This window comes from Pandoraea sp. E26 (genome assembly GCF_000681415.1).
In the GTDB taxonomy this organism is placed as follows: domain Bacteria; phylum Pseudomonadota; class Gammaproteobacteria; order Burkholderiales; family Burkholderiaceae; genus Pandoraea; species Pandoraea pnomenusa.
Genome location: NZ_AYXJ01000019.1, coordinates 45,631 through 71,931, shown reverse-complemented (window position 1 = coordinate 71,931; position 26,301 = coordinate 45,631). Strand labels below are relative to the sequence as shown.

At 63.9% G+C, this 26,301-nt stretch carries 21 protein-coding genes; 8 read left to right on the top strand and 13 right to left on the bottom strand.

Features of this window, described 5'->3' with window-relative positions; all coding sequences use genetic code 11:
* Positions 1-100 precede the first annotated feature (100 nt).
* Together W930_RS0113950 and W930_RS0113945 are read left to right on the top strand one after the other, a co-directional pair.
* The gene (locus tag W930_RS0113950; protein WP_023872304.1) at positions 101-1,840 is read left to right on the top strand and encodes an ABC transporter permease subunit; all 1,740 of its coding nucleotides are present in this window, start codon (positions 101-103) and stop codon (positions 1,838-1,840) included.
* Between the two features lie 10 nt (positions 1,841-1,850).
* Complete coding sequence (locus tag W930_RS0113945) at positions 1,851-3,167, top strand: AAA-associated domain-containing protein (RefSeq protein WP_023594254.1); 1,317 nt, start codon at positions 1,851-1,853, stop codon at positions 3,165-3,167.
* 43 nt (positions 3,168-3,210) lie between these two features.
* Here the strand turns inward: W930_RS0113945 and W930_RS0113940 are convergent, their stop codons facing one another.
* Positions 3,211-4,095 carry an outer membrane protein gene (locus W930_RS0113940; RefSeq protein WP_141572444.1) on the bottom strand — a complete coding sequence of 295 codons (885 nt, stop codon included), beginning with the start codon at positions 4,093-4,095 and terminating at the stop codon, positions 3,211-3,213.
* A gap of 445 nt (positions 4,096-4,540) precedes the next feature.
* Between W930_RS0113940 and W930_RS30460 the strand changes: the two genes are divergently transcribed.
* Positions 4,541-4,684, top strand: a complete 144-nt coding sequence (locus tag W930_RS30460) for a hypothetical protein (protein WP_023594252.1) — start codon at positions 4,541-4,543, stop codon at positions 4,682-4,684.
* Positions 4,685-4,838: 154 nt separating this feature from the next.
* Here the strand turns inward: W930_RS30460 and W930_RS27390 are convergent, their stop codons facing one another.
* Positions 4,839-5,801 carry an NAD-dependent epimerase/dehydratase family protein gene (locus W930_RS27390; protein ID WP_023872306.1) on the bottom strand — a complete coding sequence of 321 codons (963 nt, stop codon included), beginning with the start codon at positions 5,799-5,801 and terminating at the stop codon, positions 4,839-4,841.
* Between the two features lie 2 nt (positions 5,802-5,803).
* Positions 5,804-7,021 (bottom strand): glycine C-acetyltransferase, encoded by a 1,218-nt coding sequence (gene kbl / locus W930_RS0113925; protein WP_023594250.1) that lies wholly within the window; start codon positions 7,019-7,021, stop codon positions 5,804-5,806.
* 259 nt (positions 7,022-7,280) lie between these two features.
* Between kbl and W930_RS0113920 the strand changes: the two genes are divergently transcribed.
* On the top strand, positions 7,281-7,868 hold the full coding sequence (locus tag W930_RS0113920) for a helix-turn-helix domain-containing protein (RefSeq protein WP_023594249.1): 588 nt from the start codon (positions 7,281-7,283) through the stop codon (positions 7,866-7,868).
* 266 nt (positions 7,869-8,134) lie between these two features.
* Positions 8,135-9,754: a methyl-accepting chemotaxis protein gene (locus W930_RS27385; protein WP_023594248.1), complete on the top strand. Its 1,620-nt coding sequence runs from the start codon at positions 8,135-8,137 to the stop codon at positions 9,752-9,754.
* Between the two features lie 38 nt (positions 9,755-9,792).
* On the opposite strand, the gene W930_RS27380 is transcribed toward W930_RS27385, so the two are convergent.
* Complete coding sequence (locus W930_RS27380; RefSeq protein WP_048806743.1) at positions 9,793-10,476, bottom strand: TetR/AcrR family transcriptional regulator; 684 nt, start codon at positions 10,474-10,476, stop codon at positions 9,793-9,795.
* A 236-nt stretch (positions 10,477-10,712) separates the two neighbouring features.
* Here W930_RS27380 and W930_RS0113905 point away from each other — a divergent pair, with 236 nt between their 5' ends.
* Both W930_RS0113905 and W930_RS0113900 read left to right on the top strand, forming a co-directional pair.
* Positions 10,713-11,999: an MFS transporter gene (locus W930_RS0113905; protein WP_023594246.1), complete on the top strand. Its 1,287-nt coding sequence runs from the start codon at positions 10,713-10,715 to the stop codon at positions 11,997-11,999.
* 210 nt (positions 12,000-12,209) lie between these two features.
* A complete protein-coding gene (locus W930_RS0113900) occupies positions 12,210-13,343 on the top strand; it encodes an alkene reductase (RefSeq protein WP_023594245.1) in 1,134 nt (377 codons plus the stop codon).
* 64 nt (positions 13,344-13,407) lie between these two features.
* Here W930_RS0113900 and W930_RS0113895 read toward each other — a convergent pair whose 3' ends face one another.
* The 5 genes from W930_RS0113895 to W930_RS0113875 all read right to left on the bottom strand — a co-directional run bounded on the left by W930_RS0113895 (position 13,408) and on the right by W930_RS0113875 (position 18,432).
* The gene (locus W930_RS0113895; RefSeq protein WP_024788623.1) at positions 13,408-14,646 is read right to left on the bottom strand and encodes a mechanosensitive ion channel family protein; all 1,239 of its coding nucleotides are present in this window, start codon (positions 14,644-14,646) and stop codon (positions 13,408-13,410) included.
* Positions 14,647-14,854: 208 nt separating this feature from the next.
* Positions 14,855-16,054, bottom strand: a complete 1,200-nt coding sequence (locus W930_RS0113890) for a betaine/proline/choline family ABC transporter ATP-binding protein (RefSeq protein WP_023594243.1) — start codon at positions 16,052-16,054, stop codon at positions 14,855-14,857.
* Positions 16,051-16,698 carry an ABC transporter permease gene (locus W930_RS0113885; RefSeq protein WP_023594242.1) on the bottom strand — a complete coding sequence of 216 codons (648 nt, stop codon included), beginning with the start codon at positions 16,696-16,698 and terminating at the stop codon, positions 16,051-16,053. The genes W930_RS0113890 and W930_RS0113885 overlap by 4 nt, the downstream gene beginning before the upstream one ends.
* A gap of 34 nt (positions 16,699-16,732) precedes the next feature.
* Positions 16,733-17,617, bottom strand: a complete 885-nt coding sequence (locus W930_RS0113880) for a glycine betaine ABC transporter substrate-binding protein (protein WP_023872308.1) — start codon at positions 17,615-17,617, stop codon at positions 16,733-16,735.
* A gap of 80 nt (positions 17,618-17,697) precedes the next feature.
* A complete protein-coding gene (locus tag W930_RS0113875; protein ID WP_023872309.1) occupies positions 17,698-18,432 on the bottom strand; it encodes an ABC transporter permease in 735 nt (244 codons plus the stop codon).
* Between the two features lie 891 nt (positions 18,433-19,323).
* On the opposite strand from W930_RS0113875, the gene W930_RS0113870 reads away from it, so the two are divergent.
* Positions 19,324-20,694, top strand: coding sequence for a diguanylate cyclase (locus tag W930_RS0113870; protein WP_023594239.1), 1,371 nt, complete (start codon positions 19,324-19,326; stop codon positions 20,692-20,694).
* A 124-nt stretch (positions 20,695-20,818) separates the two neighbouring features.
* Here the strand turns inward: W930_RS0113870 and W930_RS0113865 are convergent, their stop codons facing one another.
* Genes W930_RS0113865 through W930_RS0113850 form a run of 4 tightly spaced genes read right to left on the bottom strand, consistent with a single transcriptional unit; the run spans position 20,819 to position 26,030 of the window.
* The gene (locus W930_RS0113865) at positions 20,819-21,238 is read right to left on the bottom strand and encodes a VOC family protein (RefSeq protein ID WP_023872310.1); all 420 of its coding nucleotides are present in this window, start codon (positions 21,236-21,238) and stop codon (positions 20,819-20,821) included.
* A complete protein-coding gene (locus tag W930_RS0113860) occupies positions 21,238-22,782 on the bottom strand; it encodes a SpoVR family protein (protein WP_023594237.1) in 1,545 nt (514 codons plus the stop codon). The genes W930_RS0113865 and W930_RS0113860 overlap by 1 nt, the downstream gene beginning before the upstream one ends.
* 47 nt (positions 22,783-22,829) lie before the next feature.
* A complete protein-coding gene (locus W930_RS0113855) occupies positions 22,830-24,092 on the bottom strand; it encodes a YeaH/YhbH family protein (protein ID WP_023594236.1) in 1,263 nt (420 codons plus the stop codon).
* Between the two features lie 15 nt (positions 24,093-24,107).
* Positions 24,108-26,030, bottom strand: coding sequence for a PrkA family serine protein kinase (locus W930_RS0113850; protein WP_023594235.1), 1,923 nt, complete (start codon positions 26,028-26,030; stop codon positions 24,108-24,110).
* Positions 26,031-26,301: the final 271 nt, after the last annotated feature.

Genomic DNA, 26,301 nt, shown 5'->3' with positions numbered 1-26,301 from the left:
CATCCGCTGCCGTCCCTGCACACGTGCCCGTGGCCGCCCGTGCCGCAATGCGACGCAAACTCCTGTTGACCGTCCGACCCCTCAATCTCTCGAGGTCCTGATGACGCGCGTAGCCCGTCCGTTCATCCCCGCCACTGCGCGACGCCTGCTGCCAAACCGCTGGGATTTCATCGCCTTCCCGCTCATCATCGGGTTCCTGATGGTGAGTTCTTCGGGCATTCGCCAGACCTGGGCGCCGCTGGCCGACCTGCAGTCCGAAGTCATATCGCTGGACCCGTCCAACCTGCCCGAGTACGCCCTGCGCACTACGCTGCGCATGCTCGCGGCCATGGTCGCATCGTTGCTCTTCACGCTGGTCTACGGCACGCTCGCGGCCAAGAGCCGGCGCGCCGAGAAGCTGCTCGTGCCGATGCTCGACATCCTCCAGTCAGTGCCGGTGCTGGGTTATATCTCGTTTACGGTCACCTTCTTCCTCGCGCTTTTCCCGGGACGCGTGCTCGGCGCCGAATGCGCCGCCATCTTCGCGATCTTCACGAGCCAGGCGTGGAACATGACGTTCTCGTTCTATCAGTCGATGCGAACGCAGCCGCGCGACCTGTCCGAAGTCGCGGTGAATCTGCGTCTGTCGCCCTGGCAGCGGTTCTGGAAGCTCGACGTGCCCTATTCGATGCCCGGCCTCATCTGGAACATGATGATGAGCATGTCGGGCGGCTGGTTCTTCGTGGTGGCATCGGAAGCGATCACGGTGGGCGACAAGACGGTCACGCTGCCGGGCATCGGCGCGTATCTCGCGACGGCCATCCTGCAGCGCGACCTGCATGCGGTGGGCTGGGTGATCCTGGCGATGATCGTCGTCATCGTCATCTACGACCAGTTCCTGTTCCGCCCCATGGTGGCCTGGGCGGACAAGTTCCGTCTCGAAGACACCGTCTCGCAAGCGACGCCCGAATCGTGGGTGCTCAACGTGATCCAGCGCACGCGCGCGATCCAGTTCCTGCTGCGCCCGTTCGGCAAGCTGCTGCGCACGATTGCTCGTATGCGCATGCCGCTGTCGCTGCCCGCGGCCATTCACTCGGAATCGAACACCCGGCTCTCGCGCGCCATCGACTGGCTGTGGGCGCTGCTGCTGGTGGTCATGGGGGTATGGGCCGCATGGAAGATCTGCGACTTCGTGCTCTCCGAAGTCGGCTTCTCCGAGGTGCTGCGCGTTTTCGGCCTCGGCCTGATCACGCTGGTGCGCGTTGTCGTGCTCATCGCGATTGCGTCGGCGATCTGGGTGCCGCTGGGCGTGCTGATCGGGCTGCGTCCGAAACTGGCCGAGCGCATCCAGCCGCTGGCGCAGTTCCTCGCCGCATTCCCGGCGAACCTGCTGTTCCCGATCTTCGTGATGGCGATCGTCCACTTCCACGCGAACCCGGACATCTGGCTCTCGCCGCTCATCGTGCTGGGCACGCAGTGGTACATCCTGTTCAACGTGATCGCCGGCGCGACCGCCTTCCCGAACGACTTCAAGGAGGCCGCCACCAACTTCCGCATTCGCGGCTGGCAGTGGTGGCGCCAGGTGATGCTGCCCGGCATCTTCCCGTACTACGTGACCGGTGCGATCACGGCGTCGGGCGGCGCCTGGAACGCGTCCATCGTCTCGGAATGGGTGCAGTGGGGCGACGACAAGGTCGCCGCGCACGGCCTGGGCGCGTACATCGCGCAGACCACCGCCGACGGCGACTACCCGCGTATTCTGCTCGGCATCGCCGTGATGGCGCTGTTCGTGGTGCTGTTCAACCGCTTGCTGTGGCGCCCCATGTACGCCATCGCCGAAAACAAGCTTCGTCTGAATTGAAGGGGCCGTGATGCCGAACGATACCCATACGATTGCCGGAAAAGAGATCTTCTCGCTCGCCAACGTCAGCCGCGGCTTCCGCAAGGGCAGCGACGAGCGCCAGGTGCTCGACGGCGTGAACCTGCAACTGCACGAAGGCGAAATCGTCGGCCTGCTCGGCCGCTCCGGCTCGGGCAAGTCGACGCTGCTGCGCATCATTGCCGGCCTGATCCAGCCGAGCTCGGGCGATATCCGCTACATGGGGCAGCCACTCGCGGGCCCGCCCGAAGGGGTGGCGATGGTGTTCCAGACCTTTGCCCTGTTCCCATGGCTGACGGTGCTGCAGAACGTGGAAGCCGGGCTCGAAGCGCTGGGCGTCGAGCCCAAGGAGCGACGTCGCCGCGCGCTCGCGGCGATCGACCTGATCGGCCTGGACGGTTTCGAAAACGCTTATCCGCGCGAACTGTCGGGCGGCATGCGCCAGCGCGTGGGTTTTGCGCGGGCCCTCGTGGTCAACCCCACGCTGCTGCTCATGGACGAGCCCTTTTCCGCGCTCGACGTGCTCACGGCGGAAACGCTGCGCACCGATCTGCTCGATCTGTGGAGCCAGCGTCAGTTGCCGATCAAGTCGATCCTGATCGTCACGCACAACATCGAGGAAGCGGTATTCATGTGCGACCGGATTCTGGTGCTGTCGTCCAATCCGGGTCGCGTGGTCGCCGAGATCAAGGTGCCGTTCGCGCACCGTCGCAACCGTCTCGACCCCGCCTTCCGCAAGATGGTCGACGACATCTATGCGCTGATGACCTCGCGCCGCAACGCGCACACCACGCAGAAGATGCCACTGGAGCTGTCCAGTCCGCTGCACGAAGTCTCGACCAACCTGATGGCCGGTCTGCTCGAAGCGCTCGCCGTGCCGCCGTACAACGGTCGCGCCGACCTGCCGGAAATCGCCCAGACGCTTCTGCTCGAAGTCGACGATCTGTTCCCCGTGGCGGAAATTCTCGATCAGCTCGGTTTCGCGGAACTCAAGGAAGGCGACATTCTGCTGACCGCCGCCGGCAAGCGGTTCGTGGACGTGAGCACGCAGGAGCGCAAGGTGCTGTTTGCCGAGCACCTGCTGCGCCATGTGCCGCTTGCCGCGAAGATTCGCGCGGTGTTGCAGGAGCGTCGTGGCCAACGCGCGCCGCGCGTGCGCTTCGAACAGGAGCTGGAGGATTCGATGTCGGACGACCTCGCACAGGAAACGCTCGACACCGCCATCAACTGGGGGCGCTACGCAGAGATCTTCTCGTACAACGACCACACGGAAACGTTCAGTCTCGAGGACGTCGAAGGCGCGACCTGACCGCCCCGGTCGCCGTCCCCGGCCAAACGCGGACGGCTTGGGCTCAGAACGCGTAGCCCGCGCCGATCATCCAGGTCTGCGTGATCGTTCTCGAATCGGGCTCGTAGGCGGCCGTGCCCGGTGCCACCTGTGTCACGCTCGAACGGCCGTACTGGAAGCGCGACCATTCGTACGAGGCGTTGATGTGGAAGTTTCGGGCCACGGCGTAGTCGAGGCCGAGCCCGGCCACGACCACGGGCTTGTTGCCCAGGCTGAACGTATTCTGCGATCCCGCCTGGGTCATCGAGGCCCCGACCATCGCCCCGGCCCGGACATCGGCCGTCGCCACGAGCCTCGGCGTGACTTCCAGCTGCCCCATCAGCCCGCCGCCGACCACGTGGTGCCGATAGCGCTCGTAGAAGCCGTAGGGGTCGCGGCTGCTGTCGCGAATCCAGTCGTGATAGCTGTAACTCAGGTACGGCACCACTTGCGCGCTCCACGTGCCGAGACGAAACGGGATCGCCTTGCCCGCCTTGAGCGTGACGTCGGTGTTCGTGGAGCGTGTGGTCATCTGGTAATTCGGCTGCACGACCCGACCCGCGAAGTCCTGCAAATAGCCGCTGTAATCGACATTGCCGTGCGACACGCGCACCGAACCGCTGAAATAAAGGTTCGAGATGCCGAACAGCTGGCGCTGGGTGGCCGCACCCAATGCGAACGCCGCGGTGGTCCCACGTTCGGAATCGCTTTTGCCTGGCCCGATGTCTTCCCGGTAGTTGAGCGGTTGGGCGCCCACGCCGAGCCAGACCTGGTTGTTGGCGCGCAGCATGGCTTCCTGCGCATGGACGTGAGCCGTGCATAGACTCGCAGCGGCAATGACAATGGCGGCGCGCCGGACGGCGACTCCGCGATGGCCGCAAGCGATGGTGCGGCGCGTTTTCGGCGTCATGGCACGACCCTCCCCAGGCGTGATCTCAACGACGATTTGGAAGCGGCCATCGGCATGGCCACCGTTTTCGTGCATTGTTTCAGCGCGACACGCGGCACGCAAGCGGGCAAATGGGGATTCTGCGCAACCTTCGCAATACGAGAATCACGCCAATCGAGACATCGCCCGGGGAACCGCCGTCACCGGGCCGTGGCGTCGGGCTGCGGCGGGGCGGCGCATGCACGCTGCCGGTTCCGAAGGCTTCGTCGAAACGACCATCACCATGCGACGGACCGTGTCAAAAAGGCGACACCTATCGGTAAAGATACTGATTCGCGGTCGTTTTTGTGCGGTCGCATAATCGATTCAGAACCTGCGGCGGATGCCCCCGGGGGGCGCATCGACAATTCATCGCGCAGGTTCTTTCCGCGGCGCAGACCGTGTATCAGACCCGAGAAGACGCATCATGAGCTATTACCATTCGAAAGCAGAAGGCCGTGGCCGTGCCATGAGCATGACCCCCGCCTATCGCTGGCGCCGTCGTGCATTTGCCGTGACCTGCGCGGTCCTCGCCGCCCTCGCCTACTACGCCGTCCATCACCCGAAGTAAGCGATACGGCAGGCAGGGCGTCTGAAAACACAAGGCGCGTACGACTCGACATCGCACGCGCCTTGCCGGGACTGTCGCGTTCGCTTTTCAGTCGCCGCTTTCAGTCATCGTCTTTCCACTTCGTTTCACGCTCGCCCAGTTTCGCTCTCGCCCTTCAAGCTGCGTTTCCCAAGGCAGGCGCGCTCCAGTCCAACGGGACATTGGCGAGCATGTCGTCGACCATGGCGTCGAGATCGTAGGCGGGCTTCCAGCCCCAGTCGTAGCGTGCATGGGTGTCGTCGAGCGTGTGCGGCCACGTCTCGGCGATCGCCTGACGGAAGTCCGGTGCGTACGTCACCGTGAAGTCCGGCACCCGGCGCGCGATCGCCGCGGCCAGCGTCGCCGGATCGAAACTGACCCCCGCCACGTTATACGACGAACGCACGCGCAGCCGCGAGGCGTCGGCGTTCATCAGTTCCAGCGTGGCGCGCACGGCGTCCGGCATGTGAATCATCGGCAGCGTGGCGTCTTCCTTCAGGAAGCACGTGTACGTCTCGCCACGGCGCGCGGCCTGGAAGATGTCGACGGCATAGTCGGTCGTGCCGCCGCCCGGCGGCGTCTTGTAACTGATCACGCCCGGATAGCGCAGGCTGCGCACGTCCACGCCGAACTTCGTGAAGTAGTACTCGCACAGGCGCTCGCCCGCCTGCTTGCTGATCCCGTACATCGTGGTCGGGTCCATGATGGCCAGTTGCGGCGTCTCCACCGCCGGGGTATGCGGCCCGAACGCGGCGATCGACGACGGCCAGAACACGCGCAGCTTGCGCTCGCGCGCGAGTTCGAGCACGTTGAGCAAACCATTCATGTTGAGCGTCCAGGCCTGCAGGGGGCGCGTTTCGCCGGTCGCCGACAGCAGCGCCGCCAGATGGAAGATCTGCGTGATGCCGAAACGCTCGACCAGCGCCGCGAGTCGTGCGGCGTCGAGCACGTCGAGCGTCTCGTAGTGGACCGCGTGACGCGACGGACCAGGCGCGATGTCCGACGCAATCACGTTCTCCTTGCCGTACTGCGCGGCAAGAGCTTCGACGAGTTCGCTGCCGATCTGTCCGTTGGCGCCGATAATGAGGATGCGTTCCATGTTCAACCTTGTTTGAGAATGCCGAGTTCGTTGCCGGCCTGCGCGAACGCCGCCAGCGCCCGCGTGAGGTGTTCGCGGGTGTGCGCCGCCGAGAGTTGAACGCGCACGCGCGCCTGCCCCTGCGGCACCACGGGATAGAAGAAGCCGGTGGCGATCACGCCCAGTTCGTACAGCCGCTGCGCGAAGCGCTGCGCCAGCGTGGCGTCGAACAGCATGACGGGCACGATGGGATGCGTGCCCGGCTTGATCGTGAAGCCCAGCGCCGCCACCTCCTGACGGAAAAACGCCGTGTTGGCATGCAGTTGCTCGCGTCGCGCGGATGAATGCTCCAGCTCGTCGAAGACGGCGAGCGACGTGCCGACGATCGCCGGCGCGAGGCTGTTCGAGAAGAGATAGGGACGCGAGCGCTGGCGCAGCGTTTCGATCACTTCCCGACGGCCTGCGGTGAAGCCGCCCATGGCGCCGCCCAGCGCCTTGCCCAGCGTGCCGGTGATGATGTCGATCCTGCCGAGCACGCCATGATGCTCGTGCGTGCCGCGCCCGGTCGGCCCCATGAAGCCGGTTGCGTGGCACTCGTCGATCATGATGAGCGCGCCGTATTGCTCGGCGAGCGCCACGATGCGGTCGAGCTGGGCGATCGTGCCGTCCATCGAGAACACGCCGTCGGTGACGATGATGCGATGACGCGCCCCGGCCGCCGCCTGTAACTGGCGCGCCAGGTCGTCCATGTCGTTGTGGGCGTAGCGCAACCGCTGCGCCTTGCAAAGCCGTACCCCGTCAATGATCGAGGCATGGTTGAGCGCGTCGGAGATGATCGCGTCCTGCTCGTCGAAAAGCGGCTCGAAAACGCCGCCGTTCGCATCGAACGCCGCGGCGTAGAGGATCGCGTCTTCCGTCCCCAGATAGGCGGCGATGCGGGCTTCGAGCGCCTTGTGCGGGCCTTGGGTGCCGCAGATGAAACGCACCGACGACAGGCCGAAGCCGAAGTCTTCCAGCGCCTTCTGCCCCGCCTTGACGAGCGTTTCGCTACCGGAAAGCCCGAGGTAGTTGTTGGCGCACAGGTTGATGCGGGTCTGCCCGTCGTCGCACATGACCTCCGGCCCCTGCCGCGACATGAGCACGCGTTCCTGCTTGAAAAGGCCCTGGCGGCGCGTGTCTTCGAGTCGTTCGGTCAGTTGCCGGTAGAAGCCTTCGCGGGCTTCCGGTTGTTGTGCGGTCATCGTGCGCATCTCCTTTGTGCGGACAGCGGTGCCGTCGTGCGGCCTCGCCGGATAGGTCGGCCGGCATCGGGTGAGCCGGCAGCGATGTCGGTCGACAACGCACGATCACGCCCCGACCCAGCCCGGTGCGGCGTTGCCTGAACGCGCATCGGCCGTGCGGCGGGCTCTGCTACCATGGCGCCATCCACCTTATCGAAAACTATACTTTATATTGAACAAGTTTCAATATATTGAAAAATTTTAATATCCCGGAATCCTTATGGCAAGCACGCCGTCCGCCGCCCTGCCGCCGAGCGCCCCGCCGCCGGTCGGCGACATGATCCAGCAGCTGCGCAAGGAGCGTGGCATGACGCTCGAGACGCTCTCCCGCGCCTCGGGGGTATCGAAGTCGATGCTCTCCCAGATCGAGCGCGACAAGGCCAATCCGACCATCGCCGTGGCGTGGCGACTGGCGAACGCGCTGGGTGTGCGGCTCGATCAGTTGCTGGGTGCCCCGGCCGGCGATCCGGAACCGGTGCGCATCTTCGGCAAGCACGAAACACCGACGCTGGCCGGCGCCGAACAGGCCTATCAACTGAAAATCCTCGGCCCGATGGAGCTGGCCGGGAAATTCGAGTGGTACGAGCTGACGCTGCAACCCGGCGCCGCGCTGGTGTCCGAGCCCCACGATCCGGGCACGCGCGAGCATTTCACGGTCTTCGACGGCCAGATCGACATCGAGGTCGATCACATCGCGCGACGTGCCAGGCCGGGCGAGACCGCCCGCTACCCCGCCGACCGGGCGCATGCGATCCGCAATGTGGGCAAATCCGTCGCGCGCGGCCTGATGGTGGTCATCCACGGCTGAGCGGTTGTCGTCACCCGGTTTTCGCGCACTTTTCACCCGCGGTTAGCCCGGTTTTCCTTTGTCTCGCGCGCGCGTCGCCCCACGCGCACCTCAAGTCCTTGCCAGGACTGCCGTTAGCACACGTTCGGTCAGTGCTTTCTCATCGAGGGCGCTGACATTCGATCGACATTCGGCCCGCGCGACCCGGACGACACGTCTCGCGCGGCCGCCGCCAACGTGCAGCGAGTCCGTCACACCGAAGCGGAACCAGTGGGGAAGACGAAGTGATGCAGCAGTTGAGTTTGAAAGCGAAGTTGTGGTCTGCCGTTGCGTTGATGTGGGTCAGTCTGCTGGCCATGGCGGTCTGGGGCGCGTGGGCCCAGCGCGACACGATGCTTGCCGAGCGCCGCGAGGGGCTCACCCACGTCGTCGATGCGGGCCTGAGTCTGGCCAAGTACTACGCCGAGCGTGCCCAGCGCGGCGAAATCACCGTCGCCGAAGCCCAGAAGCTCGCGCGCGAGCAGATCGGCGCCATCCGCTATGACGGCGACAACTATTTCGGCATCCTCAACTCGCAACGCGTCATCGTGCTCAACGCGGTCAACCCCAAGCTCGAAGGCAAGGACATGAGCCAGTTCCGAGATCCGTCGGGCAAGCTCATGTTCTCGGACATCGTTGCCGCGGCTCGCACCGACGATCCTTTCGTTACGTACCTCTGGCCGAAGCCCGGCTCGGATAAGCCCGTCGAAAAGATCAGCCGCGTGGGCGCCTATTCCCCCTGGGACTGGTACCTGACCACCGGCGTCTACGTCGATGACATCAACACGGCGTTCGTGGGGGCGTTGCTGCGCTGGGGCGCCATACTGGCCATCGTCGGTCTGGCGGTGTCGGGAATCATGCTGCTCATCATCCGCAACGTGCAGCACAGTCTGGGCGGCGAGCCGGAGTACGCCGCCGACATCGCCACGCGCATCGCCGACGGCGACCTGCTCGCTCAGGTCCGTCTGCGCCAGGGCGACAGCGCCAGCCTGCTGTTCGCCATGCAGCGCATGCAGGCCAACCTTCAGCAGATGATCGGACGCATTCGCGGCGGCACCCGCGCCATCACGCTTTCGGCACGGGAAATCGCCGAAGGCAACACCGATCTGTCGGCTCGCACCGAACAGCAGGCCGCCGCACTGGAAGAGACGGCGTCGTCGATGGAGCAGCTCACCTCCACGGTACGACAGAACGCCGACAACGCGCGTCAAGCCAGCCAGCTCGCCGAGAACGCGTCGGCCATCGCCGTGCGCGGCGGGCACGTCGTCGATCAGGTCGTGGCTACGATGGAAGGCATTTCGCAAAGCTCGGGCAAGGTGGTCGACATCATCAGTGTGATCGACGGCATCGCTTTCCAGACGAACATTCTGGCGCTCAACGCCGCCGTGGAAGCGGCGCGCGCGGGCGAACAGGGCCGAGGTTTTGCGGTGGTGGCCGGCGAAGTGCGTACGCTCGCGCAGCGCAGCGCGGCGGCAGCCAAGGAGATCAAGGAGTTGATCGAAGCGTCGAACGGCCGCGTCCAGGACGGCTCGGCCCTCGTCGCCCAGGCCGGCCAGACGATGCACGACGTGGTACAGGCCGTGCGTCGCGTCACCGACATCATGGGCGAGATTTCGGCGGCGTCCGAGGAGCAGAGCCACGGTATTGAACAAGTCGGCCGGGCGGTCACGCAGATGGATGAGGTCACGCAGCAGAACGCGGCGCTCGTTGAGCAGGCGGCCGCGGCGGCCGCGTCGATGGAAGACCAGGCGCACATGCTCGACCAGGCGGTCGCGGCCTTTCGCATGACGTCGGACGACGCCCCGAGCGGCGACCACCCGGTCACGCGCGGCACGGCCGGCGTGGCGCGGGCGCGACTCGCCGCCTGACTTTCGGCACCCGGCCCGGGCCAGCGCCGGGCCGGGCTTCAGTCGTCCTGAAGCGCGCCAGCGAGCCCGGCGTCGATGATCTGCCGCGCAACCGTCGGCAGAATACGCAGCGGCGCCGAGCCCGGGCCGAACGTCTGGCTCGCCGCATAGGCCCCCTCGAGAATCAGCGACAGCGCATCGACCAGCGGCGCCGGATGCCGGGAACCGGCGGCCGTCACGAGCGCGGTGAAGCGCCGCACCACCTCCGCCTTGTAATTCACGACCGACTTGCGTGCCGCATGCTCGGGATCGGGAAACTCCGCGGCCACATTCACGAACGGACATCCCCGATAGCCGCACTGGCTCGCGCGCTCCGAGAGATCCACGAAGATCTGCAACAGTTGCGCCCGCGGATCGCCCTCGCGCTTCGCGATGCTCGCGTCGATCCGCGCCAGGCTTGCCGTTTGCATGTGATCGAGATACGCCAGAATGAGATCGTCCTTCGAGGCGAACTGGCGATACAGGCTCATCTTGTTCACGCCCGCGCGCTTGACCACGGCGTCCACCCCGACGGCACGCACACCCTCGGTATGGAACAACTCGACCGCGGCGTCGAGCAGATGCTGCTGCGCAATGGGAGCGGGCGTGACATGCCGCCCCGCCTTGCCCGGGCGCGGCGCTGCGCTGCGACGTCGCGTCGTAGCCGCAGCGCCCTCGCCCTTGGCGGATGCCTTGCCCGGCATGCCCGGCGTTGTCGATTTGGCCATTCGTCTGGCACTCCCTGGTCGGTGAACTGCGGCGTCGGGAAAGCCCTGCCGCCACAATGGAATACTTGACATGTTACCGATCGGTTCATAACATGGCAACCTCATGTTACCGATCTGTCACAAATGTACGAATCAACGTAGACAGTCGGGCTCCCGCAATCGTTCCCGGCCTGGCACGCACCGTTCGCCGCCGGACGCCAAGGATTTCCGCCATGAAGGCAGCACTCGCAAGGCGCATCAACGGTCACTTCCACTACGGGTGGATCGTGGTCGGCGTGATTTTTCTGGTCCTGCTCGCGTCGGCGGGCATCCGCGCGACGCCGAGCGTGATGATGGTGCCGCTCGAACATGACTTCGGCTGGAGTCGGGCCACCGTCTCGCTCGCCATTTCCGTCAATCTGGCGCTCTACGGCCTGACCGGTCCGTTCGCCGCTGCCGCCATGCAGCGGTTCGGCATTCGACCGACGGTGATGGTCGCGCTGCTGCTGCTCGCCTCCGGCACGGCGCTCTCCTCGCTGATGACCGCGCCATGGCAGATGGTGCTGATCTGGGGCGTGATGGTCGGCGGCGGCACCGGCGTCGCCGCCGTCACGTTGGCGGCGACCGTCTCGAATCGGTGGTTCCACACGCATCGTGGTCTGGCGATGGGGATTCTCACCGCCAGCTCGGCAACCGGACAAATGGTGTTTCTGCCGATGATGGCGGCGATTACCGAACGCTACGGCTGGCGCCCGGTGGTGCTGATCGTGGCGGCGGTCGCCGCGCTGGTGTTGCCGCTCGTGGCGCTGCTCGTGCCCGAGCGCCCCGGCTCGGTGGGCCTGCGCCCGGTCGGCGCGCCGGAAGACACTCCGGACGCGCCGCTCAATCAGGGCAATCCGCTCGCCCACGCGTTGTCGGTATTGCGCATGGCCGCCGGCAAGCGCGACTTCTGGCTGTTGTTCTTCAGCTTCTTCATCTGCGGCGCGAGCACCAACGGGTATATCGGCACCCACTTCATTGCGATGTGCGGCGATTACGGCATCTCCGAAGTCAAGGGCGCCGGCATTCTGGCCGCCATGGGCATGCTGGATCTCGTGGGCACAACCCTGTCGGGCTGGCTCTCCGATCGCTACAACAGCCGCGTGCTGCTCTTCTGGTACTACGGTCTTCGCGGCCTGTCGCTGATCTACCTGCCGTACGCCTTCGGATTCGACTTCTTCGGCCTGCCGCTCTTCGCGCTGTTCTACGGACTCGACTGGATTGCCACGGTGCCACCCACCGTGCGCCTCACGACCGACGTGTTCGGCAAGACGATGGCGCCGATCGTGTTCGGCTGGATCGTGGCCGGGCACCAGCTCGGTGCGGCAACGGCGGCCCTGGTGGCCGGCTCGCTGCGCGCCACGCTCGGCAACTACACCATGGCGTCGATGCTCTCGGGCGGCGTATGTATCGTCGGGGCGTTCATGGTGCTGCGCATTGCCCGTCGCGCCCCGGTCAACCCGGCGCCGGTGGGTGCCTGAACCGCCTGGTCAATTCCGGATTCCGCCTCGCGAACCCACCACGCCCCGGCGGCGCACGGCGCCAGCGGGGCACCCGCGAGGCGCGACTCGACGCCTGGCGGACAGTGCAACGCGTCACGATGACGCCGCCTGCAAGACCGGCGGATTTCCCGTAACCTGTGCAGGTTTTGTGCAGCACAGCATCCCCCCACTTTCACAGGACCTTCAGCAATGACGGACTCGCAACATGCACCCACGGGCGCGCTCGCCGCGCTGGATACGGATCTCTTTTCGCCGTACACGCTCGGCCCGCTCGAACTGAGCAATCGCATCGTCATGGCGCCGCTCACGCGCAGCCGCGCCGGTGCGGGCGACGTGCCAGGACCGATGGTCGCCGAATACTACGCACAACGCGCATCGGCCGGACTCATCATCAGCGAAGCCACCAACATCTCGCAGCAAGGCAAGGGTTACGCCTACACGCCGGGCATCTACACGGAAGCGCAGGTCGCCGGCTGGAAACAGGTGACGGACGCACTGCACGCCAAGGGCGGCAAGATTTTCTGCCAGTTGTGGCACGTGGGACGCATCTCGCATCCGTCCCTGCAGCCGGGCGGCGCACTGCCCGTCGCGCCCTCGGCAGTGCAGCCCGCCGGCAAGGCGTTCACGGAAAGCGGCTTCCAGCCGCACCCAACGCCGCGCGCGCTGGAGACCGACGAGATCCCGGGCATCATCGAGCAATACCGCCATGCGGCCGAATGCGCGAAGCGCGCGGGGTTTGACGGCGTGGAAATTCACGCGGCTAACGGCTATCTGCTCGATCAGTTCATGCGCGACAAGACGAACCATCGCACCGATCAGTACGGTGGCAGCATCGAAAACCGCGTGCGCCTGACGCTGGAAGTCACGCAGGCCGTGGTCGACGTGTGGGGCGCGGATCGCGTGGGAATTCGTCTCTCGCCGGTCAGCCCGGCAAACGACTGCGGCGACAGCCATCCCGAGCCGGTGTTTACGTACGCCGTCGAGCAGCTCAACCGCTTCGGCCTCGTGTATCTGCACGTGGTCGAAGGCGCAACGGGTGGCCCTCGCGAGGTGGAGAACGGTTTCGATCTGCAGAAGCTGCGGCGCCTCTTCAAGGGCACCTTCATGGCGAACAACGGCTATGACCTCGCGCTTGCGCTCAAGGCACGCAAGGAGAACCTTGCCGACCTGATCGCGTTCGGCAAGCCGTTCATCGCGAACCCGGATCTGGTGGAACGGCTCAAGCGCGGCGGACCGTTCAATGCGCTGGATCGGGATACGCTCTACGGTGGCGACGCGCGTGGCTACGTCGACTATCCGACCCTCGACGAATCCGCGGCATAACGGTGTAAGCGTGTAACCGTCATGCCGCGCAGGCGTCGGCAACGCACCGCCGACGCCGCGCCGCTCACGCCGCGCGCTGCGCCTGCCAGCGCGCGAAATCGGCACCGGCCGGGTTCTGGTACATGCGCAGGCCGAACTCGGGCAGGATCGCGAGCAGGTGATCGAACACATCGCCCTGCACGCGTTCGTACTCTGCCCAGACAGTCGTGTTCGTGAAGCAATACAGTTCGACGGGGATACCCGTCGACGACGGTTCCAGCGAGCGCACCATGCAGGTCATGCCCTCGTGGATGTTCGGGTGCGCCTTCAGATAGGCCAGCGCATACGCGCGAAACGTGCCGATGTTCGTCAAGCGACGGGTATTCGCCGGTACGCCGGCAGCCACGCCCAGCGCAGCGTTCGCGTCGGCAATCGAGCGACGCTTTTCGATCAGGTACGGCTCGAGCAGATGCAGCCGGGACAGTCGCGCGATCTCCGCGTCGTCGAGGAATCCGACGCTGCCGGCGTCGATGCACAGCGTCCGCTTGATGCGACGGCCGCCCGCCTGTTGCATTCCGCGCCAGTTCCGGAAGCTCTCGGAAATCAGACGCCACGTCGGAATCGTGGTGATCGTCTTGTCCCAGTTCTGCACCTTCACCGTATGCAACGCGATGTCGACCACGTCGCCGTCCGCGCCGACCTGCGGCATCTCGATCCAGTCACCGACGCGCAGCATGTCGTTCGACGTCAGCTGCACGCTCGCCACGAATGACATGATCGTGTCCTTGAACACCAGCAGCAGCACCGCCGACATCGCGCCCAGGCCGGAGAGCAGCAGCCACGGCGAGCGGTCGATGACCGTGGCCACGATGGCGATCGCCGCCACCACGTACAGCGCGATCTTGCCTAGCTGCACGTACCCCTTGATCGAGCGTGTGCGCGCATGTTCCGACAGGGCATAGACCGTTTGCGCGGCATCGAGGGCTCCGGCAATGGTCAATGTCGCGTAAAGGAGCGTGGTGGCCAGCGCAATGTTGCTGATCAGCAGAACAGCCTTGGGCGGCAGATCCGGGACCCACGCAATCCCGAACTGGATCACGAGGTACGGGAGGATGTGCGCCGCCCGCTGGAACACGCGGTGAGCGAGCAGCGCATCGTCCCAGCGATTGGCCGTGCGCTGCACCACGAGGCGCACGACGCGCACGATCAGGTACTGCGCCAGGGCCTGCACGAGCAACGCCACCACCAACAGTATCGTCAACGCCACCGCCAGCCGTGCCCACGGTACGTTGTCGAGCCACGCCAACATTCCTTCCCACGTCATTCCAGCACTCCTTGCCACGCCTTGCCACCGCCCGCCCGGACGGGCAGGCAAACGCAAAATGACGGCCGCATCGGGCCGTCATTCACAAACCTGCCGACGTGCCCCCGGACACCTGGCCGGGCGCATCGCCGGTACATCCATCCCTCTCGCTGCCGAATCCTGCAACCGGCAACGGGTGCTTCATCGGTCCTTCATCGAGGGCGCTAGCTTACACCGACGCACCGAACGGTACGCTCGCGATCACGTTCGGCGCGCCCGGCAGCGACGGGGGCGTGATCGTGCCGCCGCCATTGCCGCGCGACTTGCCGGAACTCAGGTAGTCCGCGATCGAGTCCTGCGTCACCTCGCCGAGGTACTGATTATCGTCGCCGAGCACCGGCAACGATGCCAGATTGTGCTCATACATGCGCGAGAGCAACACGCGCAGGTTGTCATTGGCCACGGCAGAGGCCTTGAAGTCACGCACCCGCTCGCCGCACGTGCCCTGTGCGTGACGCGTGTCCCTGCGGGCAACGTAACCCAGCGCACGTGCATTCTCGTCCACCACGACCAGCGAGCGCGTATCGAGCTCGTCCATCATGCCGTAGGCTTCCGACAGCGGAGTCTGCGGCTTGACGGTCGGCTGCGGCGTGGCCGCATCTTCCGCGCGCACCAGTAGCAGGCGCTTGAGAATTCGGTCATGTCCCACGAAACTCGCGACGAACTCGTCGACCGGGCGGGCCAGCAACGCGTCGGGCTGCGCGTATTGCACGAGTCGCCCCTGGCGGAAGATGGCGATGCGATCGGCCAGCTTGATCGCCTCGTCGATATCGTGGCTGACCATGATGACGGTCTTGCCCAACTGGCGCTGCATCTGCAGGAACTCGTTCTGGATCGATTCGCGGTTGATCGGGTCGACGGCGCCGAACGGCTCGTCCATCAGCAGCACGGGCGGGTCTGCGGCAAGCGCGCGGATCACGCCGATGCGCTGCTGCTGACCGCCGGAGAGCTCGCGCGGATAGCGCGACAGGTAGCGCTTGGGATCGAGCGCGACCATGCCCATGAGCTCGGTCGCGCGTTCGCGGCAGCGCTTCTTGTCCCAGCCAAGTAGACGCGGGACGACAGTGATGTTCTCTTCGATGGTCATGTTCGGAAACAGACCGATCTGCTGAATCACGTAGCCGATGTGACGGCGCAGCTCGATTTCGTTGATGTTGCCCGTGTCTTCGCCGTTGAGCAGAATGCGCCCGGAGGTCGGCTTGATCAGCCGGTTGATCATCTTGAGCGTGGTGGTCTTGCCGCAGCCCGACGGGCCAAGGAAGACGCAGATCTCGCCCGGCGGCACCTCGAGGCTGACCGAATTCACGGCCGTGACCGGCGTACCGTCCTTCTGGACGAAGCTTTTGGTGAGATTGTCGAGTGTAATCATACGGTTCGGATTCCTTTCGGTGTCAGCACGCGCTGCAGGCGGTGCAACAAGGTGTCGGCGACAATGGCGAGCAGACTCACCATGACCGCACCCACGACAAGCTGTCGGGTATCGCTCTGGCTGATCCCCTGGGTGATCAACACCCCGAGACCGCCGGCCCCGACGATGGCGCCGATGGCCATCACGCCGATATTCATCACGACGGCGGTGCGCACGCCGCCCAGTACCACCGGCACGGCCAGCGGCAGTTCGACCAGGCGCAGGCGCTGCCAGAACGTCATGCCGATGCCGATGCCCGCTTCGCGGATGCTCGGCTCGATCTGACGCAGCGCGAGGCTCGTGTTGCGCATGATCGGCAGCAGCGAATACAGGAAGACGGCAGCGACTGCCGGCGCCGGCCCGATGCCCATGCCGTAGACCGACAGTGCGGGGATCATGAGCCCGAACAAGGCAATCGAGGGAATGGTCAGCACGACCGTCGCCAGCCCGAGCACCAGGCCCGAGAGCCAGCGAAAGCGCGTGACCAGCACGCCCAGCGGCACGCCGACCACGATGGCCGCGCCTACCGAAGCGGCCACCAGCCACGCATGCTGCCCCGTGAGGGTCAGGATGCGGTGCCAGTTATGTGTCAAAAATTCAATCATGGGACTCCTCAGTCGTTGCGCATGCGGTGCGGCGTCACTGCACCAGGCCTTCCTGCTTGAGGAAGTCGCTTGCCACACGCGACACGGCCTGATGGTCGATGTCGACCTTCGCGTTCATGTCGCGCATGTTCTCGTCGTTGATCTTCGCGGACAGCGCGTTGAGTTCGTCGGCGAGTTTGGGGTTGGCGTCGAGCACTTCCTGGCGCACGACGGGCGTGGCGGCGTATGCCGGGAAAAATCCCTTGTCGTCGGCAAGCACCTTCAGATCGAAGCCCTTGTTGCGGCCGTCACTCGTATAAACGAGACCTGCGTCGATCTGCTCGTTCTTCAGCGCCGTGTAAACCAGACCCGGATCCATCTGCTTGATGTTGCGGCGCTCGAGATGGAAGCCGTAGAGCTTTTCCATCGGCTCCAGTCCGTCGGAGCGGCCGACGAACTCCATGTCGAACGCAAACTGCATCTTCGGATCGGCACGGAACTTCTCAACGAGCTGCGACACCGTCTCCACGCCTTCCTCGCGCGCGATCTTTCCCGGCATTGCGAACGCGTAAGTGTTGTTCAGCGTGGACGGATTGAGCCAGACGAGGCCGATCTTGCCGTCGAGCGCCTTCACGCGTTCATACGTTTGCTGCGGGTCAAGTTTCTCGGTGACCTTGTTGTAGACGATCAGCGACGTGCCCGTGTACTCCCAGACGATGTCGAGCTGATGGCTCTCCATGCCCTGGCGCATGACCACGCTGCCCAGGCCGTTCTTGAGTTCGACGTCGTAGCCCTTGCTACGCAGGTACTGGGCCGTCATCTCCGAGAGGATCAACTGTTCGGTGAAGTTCTTGCCGCCGATGGTCAGCGTGGCGGCACCGGCGGTCGCGCTTGCGGCCATGACGCCGAGCCCGACGCAGGCCATGCCGAGGCGGCGCATCCAGCGCGAGCACAAACGCGAGAGCGCGCCCGTGCGCATTTGGGAATTCGACTGTTGCATAGGGGTAGGTCTCCTTTGTCTCAGCGCGCGGGCGCACCGTGACGTGCGAACCAGAGACCGCTCGCGAAGGCGACGATGCCGTCGAGCACAAGCGCGAGCAAGGCGGTCCCGGCGGCGCCGAGGAGCAGCTTGGTCTGGTCGTTCAGATAGATGCCCGGGAAGATCAGTTGTCCCAGACTGTCCGCGCCGATCAGGAAGGCGAGCGGCGCGGTGCCGACGTTGATCGCGAGCGCGGTGCGAATGCCGCCGACGATGACTGGCATGGCGTTGGGCAAGTCGACGCGAAACAGCACCTGGGCGGGGGTCATGCCCATGCCGCGCGCCGATTCCCGCAAGGCGGGCGGCACCTGCCGCAGCCCTTCGTACGCATTGCGCACGATGGGCAGCAGCGAGGCCAGCCACAACGCCAGAATGGCGGGGCGATCGCCGATGCCCAGCACCGCCATCGACAGCGCCAGTACGGCGAGCGAGGGCAGCGTATTGCCGATGTTGAAAATCTGCACGGCGCGCTCGGCATGCTTCTCGAACATCGGCCGCGAGATCAGAACCCCCGCCGGCACGCCGACGACGATGGCCATCGTCATCGATATCGCCACGAGCTTCAGGTGCTGTTGGGTGTAGTACACCAGGTCGCCCCGGTATTTGACGAGCGCGTCCACGCCCAGCCAATACACCAGACCGGCGACTGCTGCGACGACGCCCAGCAGTCCGAAGCCGGCCAGATAGAGAATGCGATACTGCTTCGCCACGTTCATGCTCCCTTTGAATGGGTTGGCAGCGCTGGCGCGAGGCAATAGCAATCGCCCCGCGTGACAACGCGGTCAAACAAGCATGACAACTGATAGCTGCCTTGCGAATTGTGAAGTGTTCGCTCCGAAGGTCTGTGAAAGACAACGGTGACGAACCAGGCGTCGCGAATGCGACATGAGAGACGAGCTTTCGACGCCGTGGGCGCCTGGGCCTCTCGGTGCACACTTATTGAAAGCGCGCGAATGTTTTACTGCACAAGCTCATTGCGTGATGGAACGGGTCGCCGGCGCAACGAGGAACACCGGCAACGCTTTTGTTTCTATTGACCAATCTCGGCGATTGGCTTTTTTTATTTTAGTACAGATAGTGCGTCGATGCCAACCCGTAGCACGCTTTTCGCGAGGGATCCGGTGCATTTACACACGCTTACACGCCCCATCTTCACAGATGAATCGGATACCGAATTAATCACGCACGCTCGAATCCCCCGTGATGTCTGGCCTCGGGCGGATCGACGCGCGGCGACACACCTGTGTCCCGAAATCTTCAATTTCATGGTTCCGCATAGCGGTCCACCGTGCCGCAGCGAATTATTTTCCGACAGGGTGCCGACGCACTTCCGACGGGTTCCGACACGCCTCGAAATGCGCCGAAATCCGCATGACCACGAGGCCGAAACGGGAAAGGGCCACTCGCCGTTCGAAACGGATGCGGACGCCGAAAAACTCGTGTATTCTCCGAGGTTTATCTTAGTTTTCAACTATTTAGCGCAAATCGGGGAAACGCGGCGGTAACGCGAGGCAACGACCTTGCGGCCAGTCGCGACGAGCGGGTTGAAGGCTGGGAAAGCGCGATCGTGCGCGAGGCACGAGGTCGTTGATTGGCGAATAACAATTATGAAAAGTACCATCAGCCGTACCGAACAGGGCAATCGCATTGCCGCGACCACCATTCTGGTCGCATGCGCCGCACTCACCCTCGCGGGGTTCCTCACGCGTGCGCTCGAAGGCACGGTCAATCCGCTGCTGACCTTCTTCCTCGTCTCGGCCGGCGGCATTCTCAATCTGTCGACAGCATGCCTGCTCGGCGTGCAATACCTCTACAACGGCAAGCGTTACTTCGCGCAATTCGGATGCGCGTTTTTGCTACGCGGCCTGTTCATGTTCACCGAAGGCGTGCTGCTGGCGAACCAGCTCGCGGGCATCGCCTCGCATGTCACGCGCGCGCCGTTCTGGCTGTGGTTGATGGCCGAAGCCAGCTTCGCGGCTTACGTCATGCTCAGCGTACGAAGCTACACGCGCACCCGCGGCGATCCGCATACGCGCCCCGGCTACACGGAGGCGGCGCGTTACGGAGCAACGGTCCTCGTCATCTGGATAGTGGTGTCGTTGTCGCTCGTCGGCGCCGGACGCACGCTGGTCACGCCGCATCTTGCCGCGGGCATCGATGTCGAAACACTGGCGCTCGGTGCGCTCTTCGCGACGTATGTGGCCCTGTGGTGGCGCGTGGCGGCAGTGACACGCCTGTCCCACAAGCTTTTCCTGCTCGTATGGGTGGTCGTCACCATTTCGCTGTGCCAGTTGCTGCTCTCGCTCACGGCGCCGAGCGAGGCGTCGTATCAATGGTATGCCGCGCGGTTGCTCGCGCTGGCTTCGCCTGGTGTGGCCACGCTCGCGCTCGTGTGGGAAATCACGCGTCAGTACCAGTCGCTCGCGCTCACCAACACCGATCTCGTCGAGAAGGTCTTCATCGATCCGCTGACACACATCTATAACCGTCGTTACTTCGACAACCGCATTCGGCTGGTGGCCGACCGCGTGCAACAACGCGCAATCCCCCTGTCCGTCCTGCTGATCGACATCGATTTCTTCAAGCAGGTAAACGATCGCTACGGACACCCGTTCGGCGACACCGTCCTGCAGCGCATCGCCACCACGATTCAGCATTGCATCCGGCTGCCGAGCGATTTCGCGGTGCGACTTGGCGGCGAGGAATTCGCGGTGGTCCTGCCGGAAATCGACCAGCACGCGGCGCTGCGCGTCGCCGACCGCATTCGCGAGTCGGTCAAGCGGGCAAGTACCGACCTGCTTCCCGCCAAGGCCCGCGACGAAGGCGAGGCGATTACCATCAGCGTGGGCATTGCGTCATGGCAGCCGGGCGAGCCGCTCGTCATCAGTGCCATGCTGGAGCAGGCCGACAAAGCGCTCTACCAGGCCAAGCACAAGGGGCGCGACCAGAGTGTGTTGGGCCAGCAGATGGCGGCGTAGCCATCACCGCTGGGCCAACGGGCGCTGCGGCAGCAACGGACGCGGGCACGAGGGGCGCAACCCCGCCAGTCTTTGAGCGGCCCGTGCGAAGCGTATTTCCCGTGGGGGCGATGGCACCCGAGCGTCAGCGCTGGTGAGGCGACGGCGGCCCCTTGAGTTCGACGACGTTGCCGTCCGGATCGCTGAGGTAACACGACGGCCCTTCCCCGTGCGCACCGTAGCGCTGCACCACCTCTCCCAGCGTCACCCCGTGCGTGGCGAGCCCACGACGGATTGCGTCGGCATCGAACGGCTCGACGCGCAGACAGAAGTGATCGAGATTGCGCCCCTCCGGCCCGGGCGCCGCGCCGCCCTGACGTCCGATCGCGCCGTTCACGTCGACCAGATCGATCAGCGCGTCGCCGGCTCGCAGTTGCACCAGGCCGATGTCGGGCTGCACCTTCTCCCGCGTGCAGCCGAGCACGTCGATGTAGAAGTGCTCGAGGCGGGCGACGTCGTTCGTGCGCAGCACCACGTGATCGAGCGCGACGAACGGAATCTTCATCACGCGCTCAGTGCGTAGCGCCGCCGCTTCTCGACCTTGGTCTCGTGCGTCATTTCGCTTCGGCCATCCTCGAATACCGTCTCGAGCCGTACGGTGAAGCCCCAAAGCCGTGCCACGTGCTTGAGCACTTCCTCGAAACCTTCGTCCAGCGGACGGCGATCGCTCTGCACGTGGCGCAGCGTAAGCGAACGGTCGCCATGCAGATCGACATGCGCGACCTGAATGTTCGGCTCGAGCTGGCTCAGGTTGTACTGCTGCGCGAGCATCTCGCGAATCTCGCGATACCCCGAATCGTTGTGGATGGCCGTCACGCGCAGGCGACTGTCGCGATCATCGTCGAGCACCGAGAAGAGCTTCAGGTCGCGGATGACCTTGGGCGAGAGGAACTGCTGGATGAAGCTCTCGTCCTTGAAGTTGCGCATGGCGAAGTCGAGCGTGGTGAGCCAGTCGCTGCCCGCGATATCCGGCGCCCAGCGACGGTCCTCGTCGGTCGGCGCCTCGCAGATGCGACGGATGTCCTGGAACATCGCGAAGCCCAGCGCATACGGGTTGAGCCCGCTGTAGTACGGACTGTCGAACGACGGCTGGTACACCACGTTCGTGTGTGCGTGCAGGAACTCCATCATGAAGGCGTCGTTGACGAGCTTCTCCTTGTAGAGCTGCTGGAGAATCGTGTAATGCCAGAACGTCGCCCAACCTTCGTTCATTACCTTGGTCTGGCGCTGCGGATAGAAATACTGCGCGAGCTTGCGTACGATGCGCACGATCTCACGCTGCCACGGAGCGAGCTTCGGGGCGTTCTTCTCGAAGAAATAAAGCAGATTTTCCTGCGGTTCGCCGGGGAACGGTGGCTCCTCCGACTCCGTGGGATCGAGGCCGTCGTCGTCGTCGTCATCGTGAAGCGCATGGTTCGGCAGCGTGCGCCACAGGTCGTTGATCTGCATCTGCAGATAGTTTTCGCGCTCCTTCTGGCGCGCCTGCTCCTGGGCGAGCGACAGCCGTTTCGGCCGCTTGTACCGGTCCACGCCGTAATTCATGAGCGCGTGACAGGAGTCGAGCAACAACTCCACCGATTGCTCGCCGTAACGCTGCTCGCACTCCGTGATGTAGTTGCGCGCGAACAGCAGGTAATCGACGATCGCGTCGGCGCTGGTCCACGTGCGGAACAGGTAATTGCCCTTGAAGAACGAGTTGTGACCGTAGCTGGCGTGCGCGATGGTGAGCGCCTGCATGGTCATGCTGTTCTCCTCCATCAGATACGCGATGCAGGGGTTGGAGTTGATGACGATTTCATAAGCGAGCCCCATCTGTCCGCGCTTGTAGCCTCGCTCGGACGACAGGAAATGCTTGCCGTAGGACCAGTGGTGATAGCCGATGGGCAGCCCTACGGTCGCGTACGCGTCGAGCATCTGCTCGGCGGTGATGATCTCGATCTGATTCGGATACGTATCGAGCCTGAAATCCTTCGCAATGCGTGCGATCTCGTGCTCGTAGCGCTGAATCAGCTCGAACGTCCATTCCGATCCGGTGGATATATAGGCCATGATGCGTCCTCGTTGCCCGCATTGCGTCGTCGACGCGGCGACCGCCTTCAGGCCGCCTTCTTCTTGAACAGGTCGTGCAGCACGGGGTAGATTTCGGCCGCTTCCATGATGCGTTGCATCGCGAAATTCGGGTGCTGCTGCTTGACCGACAGATACTCGTTCCACAGATTCTGCGGCTCGGCGCTCGCCACCTCCACGTAGGCGAAGTACTGCACGGCCGGCATGATCGTCTGGTTGAGGATGTCGCGGCAGATGGGCGAGTCGCCGTCCCAGTTGTCGCCGTCGGAGACCTGCGCCCCGTAGATGTTCCAGTCGCTCGGCGAGTAGCGATCGGCGATGATTTCCGTCATCAGCTTGAGCGCGCTCGACACCACCGTGCCGCCCGATTCCCGCGCGTAGAAGAAGTCGTCCTCGTTGACCTCCTTCGCGGTGGTGTGATGGCGAATGAGCACCAGGTCGATGCGCTCGTAGTTGTGCCGCAGAAACAGATAGAGCAGCATGAAGAAACGCTTGGCCAGATCCTTGCGGCTCTGGTCCATCGAGCCCGACACGTCCATCAGGCAGAACATGACGGCCTGCGCCTGCGGTCGCGGCTGCATGATCCGGTTCGAGTAGCGCAGATCGAGCTTCTCGATGTACGGAATCGCTTCGACGCGCGTGCGCAGGTGTGTGATTTCATGCGCCAGCGCCAGCGCGCGCGGCGACGTGTCGCCCTCGCGCGAGACCACGTCGGCGTACTCGGCTTCGAGTTCGCGCAACTGCTTGCGATAAGGCGCAGTGAGCGCGATGCGGCGGCCGAGCGAGCTGCGCATCGTTCGAATGACGTTGAGGTTCGACGGCGTGCCGTCAATCGAATAGCCGGCGCGAACCTTGCGGAACTCCGGAATCTGCGCGAGCCGCCGCTTGGCCAGGTCCGGCAGGGCCATGTCCTCGAAGAAGAACTTCAGAAACTCCTCGCGCGAGAGGTTGAAGACGAAATCGTCCTCGCCCTCTCCCGAGTCGCTGGCGCGGCTGCCGCCGCCACCCGCGCCCGATGGCGGACGCTCGAAGTTGTCGCCCACCACGAACTCGCGGTTGCCGGGATGCACCATCTCCCGCCGCCCGCCGGGCCCGTGGTGGAACAACGGTTCCGAAATGTCCTTGACCGGGATCGAGACCTGTCCGCTGCCATCGATATCGGTAATCTTGCGCCCACCCACCGCCTTCGCGACCGCGCGACGAATCTGCTCGCGGTAGCGTTTGATGAAACGCTGCTGGTTGATGGCGCTTTTGTTCTTGCCGTTTTGCCGTCTGTCGATGATTGCTGACATAGTGGCCCCGATGGATTACGAGGATTTGCGCACGCGCAGATACCATTCCACGAGCAGGCGAACCTGCTTCGGGGTATAGCCCTTTTCCACCATACGGTTGACGAAGTTCGCGTGCTTTTCCTGATCCTCCTTGGACGACTTCGCGTTGAACGAGATCACCGGCAGCAAGTCCTCGGTCGTGGAGAACATGCGCTTCTCGATGACCGCGCGCAGTTTCTCGTAACTCGTCCAGAGCGGATTCTTGCCCGCGTTGTTGGCGCGCGCGCGCAGGACAAAGTTGACGATCTCGTTGCGGAAGTCCTTCGGGTTGGTAATCCCGGCCGGTTTCTCGACCTTTTCCAGTTCGTCGTTGAGCGCCGTGCGATCGAGAATCTCGCCGGTGTTCGGATCGCGATACTCCTGATCCTGAATCCAGAGATCGGCGAAGTTCACGTAGCGATCGAAAATGTTCTGGCCGTACTCGGAATACGACTCGAGATAGGCCGTCTGGATTTCCTTGCCGATGAACTCGACGAACGGTGCCGTCAGGTATTCCTTGATATAAGCCAGGTATCGCTTCTCGACCTCGCCCGGATACTGTTCGCGCTCGATCTGCTGTTCGAGCACATACAACATGTGCACCGGGTTGGCCGCCACTTCGGTGTTGTCGAAGTTGAATACCTTCGAGAGCACCTTGAAGGCGAAACGCGTAGACATGCCCGTCATGCCCTCGTCCACGCCGGCGTAGTCGCGATATTCCTGATACGACTTGGCCTTCGGATCGATGTCCTTGAGGTTTTCGCCGTCGTAGACGCGCACCTTGGAGAAAATGTTGGAGTTCTCCGGCTCTTTCAAACGCGTGAGCACGGCAAACTGGGCCAGCATCTTGAGCACGTTCGGCGCGCGCGGCGCGTTGGCGAGCGAGCTGTTCTTCACGAGCTTCTCGTAGATCTTCACCTCGTCGGTCACGCGCAGGCAGTACGGCACCTTCACGATATAGATCCGGTCGAGGAAAGCTTCGTTGTTCCGGTTGCCCTTGAAGCTCTGCCACTCCGCTTCGTTCGAGTGCGCTAGCACGATGCCGTCGAACGGAATCGCACCAAACCCTTCCGTGCCCTTGTAGTTGCCTTCCTGCGTGGCGGTGAGCAGCGGGTGGAGCACCTTGATCGGCGCCTTGAACATTTCCACGAACTCGAGCAGGCCGCGGTTGGCCAGGCACAGGCCGCCGGAATACGAGTACGCGTCCGGGTCGTCCTGCGGATATTCCTCGAGCTTGCGAATGTCGACCTTGCCGACCAGCGACGAAATGTCCTGGTTGTTTTCGTCTCCCGGTTCGGTCTTGGCAATGGCGATCTGTTGCAGCACCGACGGCCGCACCTTCACCACGCGGAACTTGGTGATATCGCCGTTGAATTCGTTCAGGCGCTTGGTGGCCCACGGCGACGGGATCGTATTGAGATACCGCACCGGAATGCCGAAGTCCTCTTCCAGAATCTTGCCGTCTTCCTCGGGCGAGAACAGACCCAGAGGCGACTCGTGCACCGGCGATCCCTTCAGGCAATAGATGGGCACGTCTTCCATCAGCGCCTTGAGCTTCTCGGCCAGCGACGACTTGCCCCCGCCCGGGGGCCCCAGCAGATACAGGATCTGCTTGCGCTCCTCGAGGCCCTGCGCGGCGTGCTTGAAGAACGAGACGATCTGCTCGATCGTGTCTTCCATGCCGTAGAAGTCACGGAAGGCAGGATAGATCTTGATGATCTTGTTGGAGAACAGCCGCGAGAGTCGCGGGTCGTGGTGCGTGTCGATGAGCTCCGGCTCACCGATGGCGCGCAGCATGCGCTCGGCGGCCGTCGCATATGCCGTCGCATCCTTCTTACAGATCTCCAGGTATTCCTGAATGCTGTATTCCTCTTCCCTGCGTGCTTCGAAACGTGTCGTGTAGTGGCTGAAAATATCCATATGCCTCACCCCCGCTTCATCGGAAAGCATCACAACGCGATGCCCGCCCTGTTACCCAAGACCCGGATGACTGCGCAATGGTTTCGACCTGGCTCACTGCATGCCGGAGCGACGATTGCGAAACCATTCGCACTGTCCCCTCCCTCACATGAACGACTCAAAATCCGTTTAGGTTGACTTTAAACGCGCTACCGAAAATTGCAACCGTTAACTCATCATATGCTCAAAACAAAAAAACTGTCGCTAGATATTTTCCGCATCTCTAGGCCTC

Excerpts from the sequence above, each read along its gene's own strand:
- W930_RS0113950 (WP_023872304.1), top strand. The coding sequence starts at position 101 with ATGACGCGCGTAGCCCGTCCGTTCATCCCCGCCACTGCGCGACGCCTG.
- W930_RS0113945 (WP_023594254.1), top strand. The coding sequence starts at position 1,851 with ATGCCGAACGATACCCATACGATTGCCGGAAAAGAGATCTTCTCGCTC.
- W930_RS0113940 (WP_141572444.1), bottom strand. The coding sequence starts at position 4,095 with ATGACGCCGAAAACGCGCCGCACCATCGCTTGCGGCCATCGCGGAGTC.
- W930_RS30460 (WP_023594252.1), top strand. The coding sequence starts at position 4,541 with ATGAGCTATTACCATTCGAAAGCAGAAGGCCGTGGCCGTGCCATGAGC.
- W930_RS27390 (WP_023872306.1), bottom strand. The coding sequence starts at position 5,801 with ATGGAACGCATCCTCATTATCGGCGCCAACGGACAGATCGGCAGCGAA.
- kbl (WP_023594250.1), bottom strand. The coding sequence starts at position 7,021 with ATGACCGCACAACAACCGGAAGCCCGCGAAGGCTTCTACCGGCAACTG.
- W930_RS0113920 (WP_023594249.1), top strand. The coding sequence starts at position 7,281 with ATGGCAAGCACGCCGTCCGCCGCCCTGCCGCCGAGCGCCCCGCCGCCG.
- W930_RS27385 (WP_023594248.1), top strand. The coding sequence starts at position 8,135 with ATGCAGCAGTTGAGTTTGAAAGCGAAGTTGTGGTCTGCCGTTGCGTTG.
- W930_RS27380 (WP_048806743.1), bottom strand. The coding sequence starts at position 10,476 with ATGCCGGGCAAGGCATCCGCCAAGGGCGAGGGCGCTGCGGCTACGACG.
- W930_RS0113905 (WP_023594246.1), top strand. The coding sequence starts at position 10,713 with ATGAAGGCAGCACTCGCAAGGCGCATCAACGGTCACTTCCACTACGGG.
- W930_RS0113900 (WP_023594245.1), top strand. The coding sequence starts at position 12,210 with ATGACGGACTCGCAACATGCACCCACGGGCGCGCTCGCCGCGCTGGAT.
- W930_RS0113895 (WP_024788623.1), bottom strand. The coding sequence starts at position 14,646 with ATGACGTGGGAAGGAATGTTGGCGTGGCTCGACAACGTACCGTGGGCA.
- W930_RS0113890 (WP_023594243.1), bottom strand. The coding sequence starts at position 16,054 with ATGATTACACTCGACAATCTCACCAAAAGCTTCGTCCAGAAGGACGGT.
- W930_RS0113885 (WP_023594242.1), bottom strand. The coding sequence starts at position 16,698 with ATGATTGAATTTTTGACACATAACTGGCACCGCATCCTGACCCTCACG.
- W930_RS0113880 (WP_023872308.1), bottom strand. The coding sequence starts at position 17,617 with ATGCGCCGCCTCGGCATGGCCTGCGTCGGGCTCGGCGTCATGGCCGCA.
- W930_RS0113875 (WP_023872309.1), bottom strand. The coding sequence starts at position 18,432 with ATGAACGTGGCGAAGCAGTATCGCATTCTCTATCTGGCCGGCTTCGGA.
- W930_RS0113870 (WP_023594239.1), top strand. The coding sequence starts at position 19,324 with ATGAAAAGTACCATCAGCCGTACCGAACAGGGCAATCGCATTGCCGCG.
- W930_RS0113865 (WP_023872310.1), bottom strand. The coding sequence starts at position 21,238 with ATGAAGATTCCGTTCGTCGCGCTCGATCACGTGGTGCTGCGCACGAAC.
- W930_RS0113860 (WP_023594237.1), bottom strand. The coding sequence starts at position 22,782 with ATGGCCTATATATCCACCGGATCGGAATGGACGTTCGAGCTGATTCAG.
- W930_RS0113855 (WP_023594236.1), bottom strand. The coding sequence starts at position 24,092 with ATGTCAGCAATCATCGACAGACGGCAAAACGGCAAGAACAAAAGCGCC.
- W930_RS0113850 (WP_023594235.1), bottom strand. The coding sequence starts at position 26,030 with ATGGATATTTTCAGCCACTACACGACACGTTTCGAAGCACGCAGGGAA.